Source organism: Rhizobium sp. AC27/96, from assembly GCF_001692325.1.
GTDB lineage: Bacteria > Pseudomonadota > Alphaproteobacteria > Rhizobiales > Rhizobiaceae > Rhizobium.
This window is the reverse complement of sequence record NZ_LXKN01000009.1, coordinates 118,175-131,005: the sequence shown is the minus strand read 5'-3', so window position 1 is coordinate 131,005 and position 12,831 is coordinate 118,175. Positions and strand designations below refer to the sequence as shown.

Genomic DNA, 12,831 nt, shown 5'->3' with positions numbered 1-12,831 from the left:
GGGCCGGATGAAAAGGGAACGAAGATGCAAAAGGAAGACTACTACGCCCGCATCGAAGCGCCTGACATGCGCGACTACGGCGTTTATCTGCAATGCGACAAGCTGCTCGCCTGTCAGAAGCCGTTGAACGGCATGGTCAACGGCGACGAATTGCAATTCCAGATCGTTCATCAGGTGGAAGAGCTCTGGATGAAGCTCATCGCCTATTCGCTGGTCGACGTCATCGGCTTCATGGAGGAGCGCAACACGCACCGCGTCGTCACCCTCATGGGCCGCGTGCATCGCCTCATGCGCATGATGACCACCCAGCTCGATCTCCTGGAAACCATGTCGCCAAGAGAGTACCAGGAAGTTCGCCTGCAACTCGGCAATGGCAGCGGCCAGGAATCGCCCGGCTTCAAATTCCTGCTGCGCATGCCGCCGGACCTCTGGCACGCCTTCAAGACGTATTATCTCGATGCCCCAGGCCTGACGGTCGAAGATATCTATGACAGCAAGTACGATCACGGCGACAGCTACGTGGTCGCCGAAGCGCTGGTGGAATATGACGAACTGTTCCAGAAATTCCGCGCCAACCACATCTACCTGATCCAGCGTTCCATCGGGCTCGGTTCGAAATCCCTCAAGGGACGCCCGGTCGAGCTGCTGCAGGCCGGCACGCGCCATCGCTTCTTTCCCGAGCTCTGGGATATCCGCGCCGAGATGACCGATCGCTGGGGCGGCCAATATGGCGTGGTCCGCGATTCCATTTCCAAACACGACGCCGCCGAATAGGCGCTGATCGGAAGCCACCCTCCGTCACCCGACGCGGCGGAGGATGCCAATATCCGATGGCAAACCTGCCAGCCGCAACCTTGCGAAACAGGCAGTGACAAGCCGCGGAATGCGGCTTGCCTTGCCGAACACATCATCCCCGACGCATCGTCCTCACCGGCATGTACTTATCGCGGACCGTTCCGATCGGCCGCCTCCCTCCCCGCTACGTGCGAATCGACCGGCCTCGCCGCGTCGAGGATACAGCCACGCCACCTTTATCAAGAATGAGAACCGCCTGAATCCGGGCTTTCCGACTCGATAAAAATGCCAAAACCAAGAAATATAGCATGTTGCATAATCTTGATATCTGGCATATTTATTTAGGTAGTTCACAATTCGTCTCTCCCGGAGCCCCTATGACGCAGATTCAGGAAGCCGCCACGCGACAGCGCGCGTGGAAATTCGCCAGTGCAGATGAAGACGACCGCCCAAGCCTTCCTGAAGTCAATTCCACGGTAAAAGTGCCCCATGCCGGTAGCTGGATCCGGCGCCTGCTTGCCTTCGCCGGACCGGGTTACATGATCTCAGTCGGCTACATGGACCCCGGCAACTGGGCGACCGACCTCGCCGGCGGCGCGCAATTCGGCTACACGCTGCTCGCCGTCATCATGCTGTCGAACCTGATGGCAATCCTGCTGCAGGCGCTGTCCGCCCGGCTCGGCATCGTTACCGGCCGCGATCTCGCCCAGGCCTGCCGCGATCATTATCCCCGGCCCGTCAGCCTGGTTCTGTGGTTTGCCTGCGAACTCGCCATCATCGCCTGCGATCTCGCCGAAGTCATCGGCACGGCGATCGCTTTGCAGCTGCTGTTCGGAATTCCGCTGATCGGCGGCGCGCTGATCACGGCGCTGGATGCCTTCCTGCTGCTGCTTCTGATGAGCAAGGGCTTCCGCTACCTCGAAGCCTTCGTCATCGCACTGCTGATCGTCATCGCCACCTGCTTTGCCGTGCAGATCGCCGCGGCGGCGCCGCCTGTTGCAGCAATCCTCGACGGTTTCATTCCGTCGCCAGAGATCGTCACCAATCCGGCGATGCTCTACATCGCCATGGGCATCATCGGCGCGACCGTCATGCCGCATAATCTCTACCTGCATTCCTCGATCGTGCAGACCCGCGCCTACAAGCGCAACGACGAGGGCCGCCGCGACGCCATCAAATGGGCGACGCTCGACAGCACCATCGCCCTGATGCTGGCGCTCTTCGTCAACGCCGCCATCCTGATCGTCGCCGCCGCCGCCTTCCACGATAGCGGACATGCCGATGTCGCCGAAATCGGCGATGCATATGAATTGTTGTCGCCCCTGCTCGGCCTCGGCATCGCCTCGACCCTGTTTGCTGTCGCACTGCTCGCCTCGGGCCTCAATTCGACCGTTACGGCGACGCTTGCCGGCCAGATTGTGATGGAAGGCTTCCTTCGCCTGCGGATTCCGCACTGGGCAAGGCGACTTTTGACCCGCGGCCTCGCAATTATTCCAGTTGTGTTCGTGACCGCCATTTATGGTGAAAAAGGTACTGCCAACCTGCTCGTGCTCAGCCAGGTCATCCTGTCCATGCAGCTACCCTTCGCGGTCATTCCACTGGTCCAATTCGTTACGAATCGCGAGAAAATGGGCAGTTTCGTCGTTTCCAGGGGCGTTGCCGTCCTCTCCTGGCTAGTCGCCGCAATCATTCTGGTGCTGAACTTCAAGCTGCTCTACGACACCATCTTCAGTTGACGAATCACCCCGAACACGCGAATCTGGACCTGTGGACGATCACGGCAATTAACGGACTCGTAATATTTGCCTAGATTTTGCCACGATTTGCCCTAGTTTGGGCCCACCGCAGTCTGCAGGGTTCCTCACTTCATGGCCGAAAGTCCATTACGCGTCCAATTTCCTGCAGAGGCTGCGATCCAGGCTCGGCCGCATCATGACTTTCATATTCCATTTCTGCCCCGATCCGCACATCTTCGTCATCTGATCGCCATCGGGCTGGCCGGAACCGCATCCTTCGGCCTGCTCGCCACCGTGCTCTATCCGCTGCTGGCGCGCCACACCATCGAACAGGCCGTGCCGGTGCACACGGGCCAGATGCTGCGCCCCCAGCCCGCAATGCCCAAGAGCACGCGCCTGGCCGCTGCGAAAGAGCGATTTGATGGCGCCCGCTTCGCCCAGGTTGCAGAAAAGCTCTCGAGCGGCGAGACCCGTATTTTCACCTATCACCGCACGACGCTGGTGTTCAAACCCACCGACGCGGCAGGCACGCGCGCCAACGCCGCAGCGCTCAATGCCTCCTATGGACGCGAATCCATCGACGAGGCCGTGTTCTCGCCGCCGTCGCTGTCGGATATCCGCCATGGCATCTATCCGCAAACCACGCACTACGATGCCGTCCGCCGCTCCCGCTTCCCCGTTCGCGGCGTGCCGCTGAATGTCAGCGTATCGAGGGCAACGACCGGCGAACCCGGCCGCGAATTCCGCCGGCTGGTGTCCATGCCGAAGGACAAGCAGGATCTGCAGGATATTCTTGCATCCGCAGGCCTCAGCAGCGATGCCGGCGACGAACTGCAACGGGCTCTCGAAACCGATACGGTTTCCCCCGGCGACAGCCTGGAACTGCTTCTGGAGAAGAAGGGCGGCTCTCGCCCGAAACTGATCATGGCGCGGTTGAGCGGCGACAAGACACCGGAGCGGGTCGTCGCGCGAGACGACGCGGACGGCTTCGTGCCCATGGCCAACGACCGGCTGTTTTCGACTTTGTATAGCGAGAGCCAGATGGACGCGCCCTCCTCCACGGAAGTGGCGGCCGTCGATCTCAAGGACGTCGACGACAGAGATGAGGCCGCCGTCAGCGCCAAGCTGGAAAAGGCCGGCCTCAGCAAGGAATGTGCCCAGCAGCTGGTCAAGCTTGCCAAGGCCAAGGGTATTTCGCTCACAAGCATCGAAGACGCGCCCGACAGCGTCGACCTGCTCTTCCGCAAGGCCGATGATGGTCAGAACGAGTTGATGTTCATCGAATTCCACGCCGATGGCGATGCGCACCGCTTCTATCTGCACAAGGATGGCGGCGAAGGTCCTTCGGAATTCTACGATGAGGGCGGCCATTCCATCGCCAAGTCGCTGGTGCATCGCCCCGTGCCGAACGGAACTCTTGGCGACGGTTTTGCCTGGCGTATTCATCCGATCCTCGGCGTGAAGAAATTCCACAACGGCGTCGATTTCCGCGCGCCGATGGGCAGCCCGATCCAGGCCGCCGGCGATGGTGTCGTCGAGAAGATTTCCTGGGAAACCGGCTACGGCAAATATGTCCGTATCCGTCACGACGGCGGCTATGAAACCACCTATGCCCATATTTCGGCGACCCCGTCGGACCTGCGCGTCGGCCAGCGCGTCACCCAGGGTCAGGTCATCGCCTATGTCGGCTCGACCGGCTACTCCACCGGCCCGCACCTCTATTACGAGCTGCGCGTCAACGGCCGATACGAGAACCCGCTGACGGCGCAATTGCCCGCCGGCACCAATCTGACTGGCAAGTCGCTGGACAATCTGCGCTCGCAGGTGAGCCATGTCGAAAACATCATGAGCTATCTCGATGTTCCGACGACACGCGATAACGCACCGCCGCCCTTCTCCGCCTTCGGGCAAACCCCTGCAATCGGCCCGAACCACTTCGGCGCACCGTAAGCACTCCTTACCCGTCCTCTGATCGATCTGCCCGCCAGCAATGGCGTCTCCGCGACCGAACGCGGATCCGCAACACGCCCCCTGATAATCGGCGCCGCGCTTCCTATATCCTTTCCGGACGCAGATCGTTGCGCACTCCTGCCGTAACAGCGGCTTGGTGCCTGACCCCTCACCCCAGGAGGCCATCATGTCGGAAAGACCAGTGAAGATCCCCGGTCCTGATCATCCCATCACGATCGACAGGAAGCATGCGCATGTCACCGTTTCCGTCGCCGGCAAGGTGATCGCCGACACGCGCGAAGCGCTGTCTCTCAAGGAGGCATCCTATCCGGCGGTTCTCTATATTCCGCGCAGCGATGTCGACATGTCGTTGCTGGAAAAGACCGATCACGAAACCTACTGTCCCTATAAGGGCGAATGCTCCTATTACAGCATTCCCGCCGGCGGCGAACGCTCGGTGAACGCCATCTGGACCTACGAGAACCCCTATCCCTCGGTCAGCAAGATCAAGGATTACATGGCGTTCTATACCGACCGCGTCGATGCCTTCGACGTCGTGACCTAAAGCATTTCCAGGAAAAGTGCGCAGCGGTTTTCCGTTCGGAATGCGTAAAAACAAAGAGATAGAGCGCTTTCGCGATTCGAAGAAAAGCGAAAATGCTCTAAAGGGCGAGGCCGCTTGCAGCGTCAAAGACATAGACCTGTTCCGGGCTGACGGAGACATTCAGTTGCTGGCCGTAGCGCACCGGTGCCTCACCATCAACGACGGCCGTCACCTGCTCGCCCGCGAGATCGAACAACACATGCGTCTGTGCGCCGGTCGGCTCGACCAACAGGGTCTGGCCGCTGAGCGGCGAGCCGTTGCTTGCAAGGCTCAGATGCTCGGGCCTGAGGCCGATCTTGACGCTCTGGCCCGGCTTTACCTTGCGCTCGTCAGCGATGCGCACCGGCGTGCTGTCCTTCAGCCGCACGGCTGGTGCACCCTCAACCCCATCCACCACGCCATCGAGAAAATTCATCGCCGGTGAGCCGATGAAACCGGCTACGAACAGATTGGCCGGCTTGCGATAGAGCTCGATCGGCGTGCCCTGCTGCTCGATCCTGCCCTGGTTCAGCACGACAATGCGATCGGCCAGCGTCATCGCCTCGATCTGGTCATGGGTCACATAGATCGAGGTCGTCTGCACTTTTTGATGCAGCGCCTTGATTTCGGAGCGCATCTGCACGCGCAGCTTCGCATCGAGGTTGGAGAGCGGCTCGTCGAACAGAAACACTGCCGGGTTGCGCACCACGGCGCGGCCCATGGCGACGCGTTGCCGCTGACCACCGGAGAGCTGCGCCGGCTTGCGGTCGAGCAGCTTGGTAAGATCAAGCATGCGCGCGGCTTCATTGACCCGCTGTTCGATGACCTGCTTTGTCTGGCCCGAGAGCTTCAGGTTGAAGCCCATGTTTTCGGCGACGGTCATATGCGGATAGAGCGCGTAGGACTGGAAGACCATTGCGATGTTGCGTTCGCGCGGCGTCATGGCGTTGACCACCTGCCCGCCGATCGACACGTCGCCATCGGTGATTTCCTCGAGGCCGGCGATCATGCGTAGCAACGTCGATTTTCCGCAGCCCGAGGGGCCGACGAGAGCGATGAACTCGCCATCGTCGATCGAAAGCGAGATATCGTGGATAACGGTGAGCGCCCCATAGGCCTTGTGGATGTTGTGCAGTTCGACGGATGCCATGCTTTGTTGCTCCAGTAAGGCTCAGGATTTCACCGCACCGGCGGTGAGGCCGGCGATGATATGCTTCTGCGCCAGGAAGAAGACGATAATGGTGGGCAGGATGGTGAGCGTGATGAAGGCGAGCACCAGCTCCCATTCGGTGCCGAATTCGCCGCTATAGACCATCATGCCGAGCGGCCAGGGATAGATCGAATCCGAATTCAGCATGATCAAAGGCAGGATGTAGCTGTTCCAGCTGCCGACGAAGGAGATGATGCTGACGGTGGCGATGATCGGCCGCGAGAGCGGCAGCGAGATATGCCAGAAGAAGCGGATATAGCCGCAGCCGTCGACAAAGGCCGCCTGAAACAATTCTTCCGGGAGGTTGCGAAAATAGTTGCGGAACAGCAGGATGCTCATACCGAGGCCGAAAGCCACCTGCGGCAGCACGACACCCCAGTAGGTGTTGAGCAGGCCGAGATCGCGGATGCGGATGAACAGCGGCAGGATGGCGGTTGCCGCCGGAAACATCAGGCCGATGAGGAAATAATTCAGCAGGAAGTTCGAGCCGAAGAATTTCACATGCGCGAAGGCAAAAGCGGCCATGGCCGAGACCGATACCGTCAGGAACACGGTCAATACGGCGATGATCAAGGAATTCATCATCTGCCGCCAGTAGCGGTCGCCGAACAGGATGCCGGTGTAATTCTCGAAATGCCACTCGGCCGGCAGGCCGAAAGGATTGGTCCGGAGATCGCCGAGCGACTTGAAGCCGCCAAGCGCGGTCGTCAAAAGCGGGATCAGCACGATGGCGGCAATGATGGTCAGCGACACGTAAAGATAGATCTTCGTGCCGGTGCTCAGTCGAACGGATGTGGCCATATCAGTCATTGCGCATAAATATCCGTTTGTAGCCGAAGGCGAGGGTGACGCAGATCACGAACAGCACGACGCCGACGGCGCTGCCGAGACCGACCTGCATGCGGGTGACGCCGAAATTGTAGAGGAAGGTCACCATCGTCTGCGTCGAGTTGAACGGTCCGCCGCCGGTGAGCGGCATGATCATGTCGAAGAGCTGCAGCGAGCCGACAACGGCGAAGAAGACCGAGAGACGCAAGGTCGAGCCGAGCAACGGCAGGGTGACATAGCGGAACTTCTGCCAGCCGGTGGCGCCGTCGATCTCGGCCGCTTCCAGCACGCTCTTGTCGAGGGACTGCAGGCCGGCGATAAACAGCATCATGTGGAAGCCGAAATATTTCCAGACGATGACGCCGAGCACGGCATACATCGCCAGATCCTTGTCGGCGAGCACATAGGGCGTGGCGGTGCCGAGGAAATGCGCGATCGCGGCAAAGAGGCCGTAGTCGCCATCATAGACGAAGCGCCAGATCAGGCCAGCCGCAACTTCAGCCAGCACATAGGGCAGGAAGAAGATCAGCCGGAACAGTACGACACCCCGAATACGGTTTGCCAGCATCGTCGCCAGCCAGATGGCAAGTGGCACCTGGACGGCGATCGACACCACGATGATGAGTGCGTTGTTCTTGAGCGATGTCAGGAACGCGCCGTTCTTGAACAGCACCTCGAAATTGCGCAGGCCGACAAACTCCGTCGGCGGGCCATATCCGTTCCAGCGATAGAAACTGTACCAGGCCGCTTCGCCCATCGGCAGGATGACGAAGATGGTGAAGAGCAGTAGTGCAGGCGGCAGAAACAGCAGGATGACCGGCATGCGCCCGCGCGCCGACGGCGATTTCCGCTTCGCGGCGGGCCTCGCTCTTGCGACGGAGGGTATGGTGGTCGTGGCGCTGACATCGGTCATGAGCAGTCTCGACAATTGCAATTCGAAAAAAAATTGGCGCCGGTGCCAAGCGAACACCGGCGCCGGATGCCGTTAGAGCTGATCCTGCTCGAAGGCGTCCTGAACCTGCTGCGCGCCATCCTTCGGCGACAACTGGCCGGAGACGATGCCGACGGAAATGTCGTTGACGACACGGCCGACGGAGGGCCCGAGATCCTGGTCGAAGAAGTTCTGGTGCCAGGTCGAATGCGCCAGCTGATCGGCAGCGCCGCGCATCAGCGGAGACTTGATGCCATCCTCGGCGCCGATAGCGACCGGAATGATCAAGCCGGACTGGGCGATAGTGCGCTCATTCTCGGCATTGGTGAGATAGGCGAGGAAATCCAGCGTTTCTGGCGGAGCCTTCTTGGTGACGGCCCAGCCGTTCAACCCGCCAAGCGTATCCGTCGGAGCGCCGGCACCCCCGGTCACAGCCGGGAAGGCGAAGCGGCCGATATTGTCGTCCGCCAGACCCTTGCCATCGCCCGAATTGACGCGCTGCGTGGCGACCGTCGTCTCGAAGCTGAGGATCATCGCCGCCTTTCCGTCACCGAAAACACCAAGCGTCTGCGGCCACGTCGCGCCGAGATAGCCGGGCTGGAAGGGCTCAAGCTTGCCAAGTTCCGCAAGCTGCTCGCCGGCCTTGATGATCGCCGGGTCGTTGAAGCCGTTGCCTTTGCCGTTCTTGGCGTCATTGAAAACCTGCTGGCCGCCATCGCGCATGACGAGGTAGCTCCAGTAGAAATGGATCGGCCACTTCTCGCCGCCACCGCCCGCGATCGGCACGATGCCGGCCGCCTTGATCTTCTTCACCGCGGCCAGATAGTCGTCCCAGGTCTTGATGGCATCGGCGTCGACGCCGGCCTTGGCGAAAAGTGCCTTGTTATAGAAGAAGGAAACCGTGCCCATCTGATAGGGAACGGCGCTGATCTTGCCATCGAAGGTCAGGCCCTTGATTGCGGCCTGATTGTAGCTCTTCTTCCAGGCGCCGTCCTTGGCATCCATTGCCGAGGTCAGGTCGAGCAGCGTGCCGGTCTGCTGCTGCTGCTTCAGCACGCCGCCACCCCAGCTATAAAAGAGGTCCGGAGCGTCCTTCGACTGCAGAAGCGTCGGCAGCTTGGCCTTGAAGGCTTCATTGGCCAGGAACTGCATCTCGATCTTCGTGCCGGGATGCTTGGCCTGGTACTCATCGGCGATCTTGCGCCAGATGGCGACGTAGGCCGGATTGGCCTCCAGATGCAGCCATTTGACGGTGGTATCGGCCGCGGCGCTCGTCACGCCTGCCAGCATCGTCAGTGCGGTGGTGGCGGCAATAGCGGCCGCGCGAAGGGCTTGAGCCCCACGTAAATGGATCATGATTTTCTCCTCCCAAGGGAACATCAGAGCCTCAGATATTTTTTCCCTTATACGGATTAATTCAACGGAGCTTTGCTGAAATGTCAACCACCATTGCCAAATTTTCGGCAGATCGGCCGCAAAACGGCTTGACATTGGGCAATGGGCATAGGTTATTTAATACGCATTCCGTTAAAAATACCAGGCCGCAGCCGAGCGGGTCCGTCATTCGGCGTCATTCACATGAAAACAGCAGATCCCGAACTTATGCGGGCGATAAACCGCTTCAATGTGCTGGATACGATCCGGCGAGCGGGCTCCATCGCACGTATCGAAATCAGCGACCGCACCCAGCTTTCGACCACCACGGTCTCGGCAATCACGGCATCGCTGCTGGATGACGGCCTGATCCTTGCCCGCACCGAGGGCGACTTGCGCGAGGCCGCCGCCCGCGGCCGGCCCCGCGTCATGCTGGAGCTCAATCCGGATGCCGCCCGCGTCGTCGGCGCGAAGATCGCCGCCAATCGCATGGTCTTCGTCGTGTCGGATTTTCGCGGCGAGGTTCTTTCCACCCTCACGCTGGCACTGAGGGTTGACCGACAGCCGATCGGCGTCATCGCCGATCTGATCGAGGATGGCGTGCGCCGCTGCGTCGTCGATGCCAATCTCGCGCTGGATGAGATCGATTCCGTCTGCCTTGGCCTGCCTGGCGTTATCGAGCATCGCACTGGCCATGTGCGCACCAGCCCGATCTTCCGCGAAACCGGCGTCGATTTCGCCAAGGAAATGTCCGGGCGGCTCGGCGTCACGACCATCGTTGAAAGCGACGCTCACGCCATTACGCTCGCCCATCACTGGTTCGGCGGGGCAAGAGACCTGGACGACATGGTGCTGGTGTCGCTGGAACAGACGCTGGGGCTCGGCGTTCTGCATGGCGGCCAGCTTTTTCGCGGCGCCGGCGGCCTCAGCCACAATCTCGGCGACCTGGTTCTCGGCATAGGGACGCAAGGCGTGGTCAGGCTGGCGAGCCTTGCCGGCGAAAGCGCCATTCTCGGCGATCAGCCAAGCGGCCGCTTCGCCGAAGCCATTCGTCTCGGCCAGGGCATGGCGCATGCAAAGACGCTGATTGCCGCCGAGGACAATATGCTGATCGGCGCGGCGATCCGCGCCGGCGAGGCCTGCGGTACGGCGCTTGCCAATATCGTCACGTTGTTCGCCCCGCCGCGCGTCATTCTGGTGGGATCGAGCCTGGCGCTCGGCCAGCCCTTTCTCGACGGCCTTCGGGAGGCCTATTCGCTGGCGATCCCGCCCTCGATCAAGGGCGTGACCGAACTGGTTTTCGATCAGTCGACCGACGAGACCTGGGCGCAGGGCGCCGCCGTCGTTGCGCTGCGCGAACTCTACGAATCGCCTTGGGGAACGACGGGGCCGGCATCGGCTCTGTAATTCCCACAACAATTCCGGGAAAAGTGCACAGCGGTTTTCCGTCCGGAATTGCGTCGAAACAATAAGATGGAGCGGCTCAGGGCTTACGTGAAACGCCGAGCCGCTCCAGCACAGCAAAGACAATTCATTTGGAGGAAGTCTATGAACAAGGTCGGCATTGGCATTATCGGCTGCGGAAACATTTCCGGCGCCTATCTCAAAGCCATGAAATCCTTTCCCATTCTCGACATCAAGGGCGTCGCCGACCTCAATCGCGAGCTTGCCGAGGCGAAAGCTGCTGAATTCGGCCTGAAGGCGGTCGATATCGCCGCCCTGTTCGCTGATCCCACGATCGAGATCATCGTCAACCTGACCATTCCGAAGGCGCATGTCGCCGTCGGCCTGCAGGCGCTGGACGCTGGCAAGCACACCTATTCGGAAAAGCCACTCGGCATCAATTTCGCCGAGGGCAAGAAGCTGGCTGACGCGGCTGCCGCCAAGGGCCTGCGAATCGGCGCAGCCCCCGATACCTTCCTCGGCGGCGGCCACCAAACGGCCCGCGCCATCATCGACGAAGGCGCGATCGGCATCCCGGTCGGCGGCACCGCCACCTTCATGTGCCCCGGCCACGAACGTTGGCATCCGAATCCGGCTTTCTATTATGAAGTCGGCGGCGGCCCGATGCTCGACATGGGTCCCTATTACATCACCGATCTCGTCAACCTGCTCGGCCCCGTCTCCCAGGTTGCCGGCTTTGCCGTGACGCCGCGCAAGGAGCGCATCATCACCAGCGAGCCACGCAACGGCGAGCATATCCCCGTGCATGTGCCCACCCACGTCGCCGGCGTCATGGCCTTTGCCAATGGCGCGGTCGTGCAGATCGGCATGAGCTTCGACGTTGCCGGCCACAAGCATGTGCCGCTCGAAGTCTACGGCACCGAGGGCACGCTGATCGTGCCGGATCCGAACCATTTCGGCGGCGCGGTCGAGTATCTCAAGAAGGGTGGCCAGTTCGAAGACCGCGAGGTTACGGCTCCCTATGCCGATGGTAATTACCGTTCGCTCGGCGTCGCCGATCTCGCCCATGCCATCCGCTCCAACCGGCCGCACCGCGCCAATGGCAGCCTGGCGCTGCATGTGCTCGAGGTCATGGAAGCCTTCCAGACCGCGTCCGAGACCGGGCGTACGGTCACCATCACGACGCAAACCGAACGTCCGGCCCCTCTGTCCGAATCCCTCGTGGACGGAAAAATCGGCCGCTAACCGCACAATTTCAGGAGGAATATCATGCGTGAAGCACTTATCGTCTGGGGCGGCTGGAGCGGCCACGAACCGCAGGAATGCGCCCATATCATCCGCGACATGCTGGAAGAGGACGGCTTCAAGGTCTACCTCGAAAACAGCACCGAGGCCTTCGCCGATCCCTCGATCCATGATCTCAGCCTGATCGTGCCGATCGTCACCATGTCGAAGATCGAGAAGGAAGAGGTGAAGAACCTCGCTGACGCGATCGAAAGCGGCGTCGGCATTGCCGGCTATCACGGCGGCGCCGGTGACTCGTTCCGCGAAAGCGTCGAGTACCAGTTCATCATCGGCGGCCAGTGGGTCGCCCATCCCGGCAACATCATCGACTATACCGTCAACATCACGCGGCCCGACGACCCGATCATGGAGGGGATCACCGATTTCCCCTATACGTCGGAGCAATATTACATGCATGTCGACCCGTCGAACGAGGTGCTGGCGACGACAACCTTCACCGGCGACCACGCCTACTGGATCGACGGCGTCGTCATGCCGGTCGCCTGGAAGCGCAAATACGGCAAGGGCCGCGTCTTCTATTCCTCGCTCGGCCACCAGGCCAAGGAATTCGACGTGCCGCAGATGAAGACCATCTTCCGCCGCGGCGCCAACTGGGCCGCGCGCTGAACATCTCCATCTTTTTTAAAGCCATCGCTCCTCATCCTTTCCGGATGGGGAGCTTTTTTGCTTTTGCAATCCAAATCGGACACAGCCGACTGTCATATACTTGACACAT

General features: G+C 60.7%; 11 protein-coding genes. 7 read left to right on the top strand and 4 right to left on the bottom strand.

All coding sequences use genetic code 11. The annotated features are described in order from the left end of the window. Nucleotides 1-24 precede the first annotated feature (24 nt). From A6U86_RS10195 to A6U86_RS10180, 4 genes are all read left to right on the top strand, one after another. Entirely contained in the window at nucleotides 25-774 is a 750-nt protein-coding gene (locus A6U86_RS10195; protein ID WP_068390167.1) for a tryptophan 2,3-dioxygenase family protein, read from the top strand. 398 nt (nucleotides 775-1,172) lie between these two features. Continuing rightward, nucleotides 1,173-2,531: an Nramp family divalent metal transporter gene (locus A6U86_RS10190; protein WP_068390017.1), complete on the top strand. Its 1,359-nt coding sequence runs from the start codon at nucleotides 1,173-1,175 to the stop codon at nucleotides 2,529-2,531. Between the two features lie 132 nt (nucleotides 2,532-2,663). After that, nucleotides 2,664-4,481 (top strand): M23 family metallopeptidase, encoded by a 1,818-nt coding sequence (locus A6U86_RS10185; RefSeq protein WP_068390014.1) that lies wholly within the window; start codon nucleotides 2,664-2,666, stop codon nucleotides 4,479-4,481. A 187-nt stretch (nucleotides 4,482-4,668) separates the two neighbouring features. Then, nucleotides 4,669-5,046, top strand: a complete 378-nt coding sequence (locus A6U86_RS10180; protein WP_068390011.1) for a DUF427 domain-containing protein — start codon at nucleotides 4,669-4,671, stop codon at nucleotides 5,044-5,046. Nucleotides 5,047-5,143: 97 nt separating this feature from the next. Here the strand turns inward: A6U86_RS10180 and A6U86_RS10175 are convergent, their stop codons facing one another. From A6U86_RS10175 to A6U86_RS10160, 4 genes are all read right to left on the bottom strand, one after another. Continuing rightward, nucleotides 5,144-6,214 carry an ABC transporter ATP-binding protein gene (locus tag A6U86_RS10175; RefSeq protein ID WP_068390007.1) on the bottom strand — a complete coding sequence of 357 codons (1,071 nt, stop codon included), beginning with the start codon at nucleotides 6,212-6,214 and terminating at the stop codon, nucleotides 5,144-5,146. Nucleotides 6,215-6,235: 21 nt separating this feature from the next. Beyond that, nucleotides 6,236-7,084 carry a carbohydrate ABC transporter permease gene (locus A6U86_RS10170; protein WP_068390004.1) on the bottom strand — a complete coding sequence of 283 codons (849 nt, stop codon included), beginning with the start codon at nucleotides 7,082-7,084 and terminating at the stop codon, nucleotides 6,236-6,238. Next, complete coding sequence (locus A6U86_RS10165; protein ID WP_244509865.1) at nucleotides 7,077-7,925, bottom strand: carbohydrate ABC transporter permease; 849 nt, start codon at nucleotides 7,923-7,925, stop codon at nucleotides 7,077-7,079. The genes A6U86_RS10170 and A6U86_RS10165 overlap by 8 nt, the downstream gene beginning before the upstream one ends. A gap of 162 nt (nucleotides 7,926-8,087) precedes the next feature. After that, the gene (locus A6U86_RS10160; RefSeq protein WP_068390161.1) at nucleotides 8,088-9,389 is read right to left on the bottom strand and encodes an ABC transporter substrate-binding protein; all 1,302 of its coding nucleotides are present in this window, start codon (nucleotides 9,387-9,389) and stop codon (nucleotides 8,088-8,090) included. 222 nt (nucleotides 9,390-9,611) lie between these two features. On the opposite strand from A6U86_RS10160, the gene A6U86_RS10155 reads away from it, so the two are divergent. The 3 genes from A6U86_RS10155 to A6U86_RS10145 all read left to right on the top strand — a co-directional run bounded on the left by A6U86_RS10155 (nucleotide 9,612) and on the right by A6U86_RS10145 (nucleotide 12,722). Further along, entirely contained in the window at nucleotides 9,612-10,814 is a 1,203-nt protein-coding gene (locus A6U86_RS10155; protein WP_068390001.1) for an ROK family transcriptional regulator, read from the top strand. Between the two features lie 141 nt (nucleotides 10,815-10,955). Continuing rightward, complete coding sequence (locus tag A6U86_RS10150) at nucleotides 10,956-12,056, top strand: Gfo/Idh/MocA family protein (RefSeq protein WP_068389999.1); 1,101 nt, start codon at nucleotides 10,956-10,958, stop codon at nucleotides 12,054-12,056. A gap of 24 nt (nucleotides 12,057-12,080) precedes the next feature. Beyond that, complete coding sequence (locus A6U86_RS10145) at nucleotides 12,081-12,722, top strand: ThuA domain-containing protein (RefSeq protein WP_068389995.1); 642 nt, start codon at nucleotides 12,081-12,083, stop codon at nucleotides 12,720-12,722. Nucleotides 12,723-12,831: the final 109 nt, after the last annotated feature.

What these genes read in the sequence shown, in the direction of transcription:
- A6U86_RS10160 (WP_068390161.1), bottom strand. Translation starts at nt 9,389, where the DNA reads ATGATCCATTTACGTGGGGCTCAAGCCCTTCGCGCGGCCGCTATTGCC.
- A6U86_RS10180 (WP_068390011.1), top strand. Translation starts at nt 4,669, where the DNA reads ATGTCGGAAAGACCAGTGAAGATCCCCGGTCCTGATCATCCCATCACG.
- A6U86_RS10190 (WP_068390017.1), top strand. Translation starts at nt 1,173, where the DNA reads ATGACGCAGATTCAGGAAGCCGCCACGCGACAGCGCGCGTGGAAATTC.
- A6U86_RS10170 (WP_068390004.1), bottom strand. Translation starts at nt 7,084, where the DNA reads ATGACTGATATGGCCACATCCGTTCGACTGAGCACCGGCACGAAGATC.
- A6U86_RS10185 (WP_068390014.1), top strand. Translation starts at nt 2,664, where the DNA reads ATGGCCGAAAGTCCATTACGCGTCCAATTTCCTGCAGAGGCTGCGATC.
- A6U86_RS10165 (WP_244509865.1), bottom strand. Translation starts at nt 7,925, where the DNA reads ATGCCGGTCATCCTGCTGTTTCTGCCGCCTGCACTACTGCTCTTCACC.
- A6U86_RS10155 (WP_068390001.1), top strand. Translation starts at nt 9,612, where the DNA reads ATGAAAACAGCAGATCCCGAACTTATGCGGGCGATAAACCGCTTCAAT.
- A6U86_RS10145 (WP_068389995.1), top strand. Translation starts at nt 12,081, where the DNA reads ATGCGTGAAGCACTTATCGTCTGGGGCGGCTGGAGCGGCCACGAACCG.
- A6U86_RS10150 (WP_068389999.1), top strand. Translation starts at nt 10,956, where the DNA reads ATGAACAAGGTCGGCATTGGCATTATCGGCTGCGGAAACATTTCCGGC.
- A6U86_RS10175 (WP_068390007.1), bottom strand. Translation starts at nt 6,214, where the DNA reads ATGGCATCCGTCGAACTGCACAACATCCACAAGGCCTATGGGGCGCTC.
- A6U86_RS10195 (WP_068390167.1), top strand. Translation starts at nt 25, where the DNA reads ATGCAAAAGGAAGACTACTACGCCCGCATCGAAGCGCCTGACATGCGC.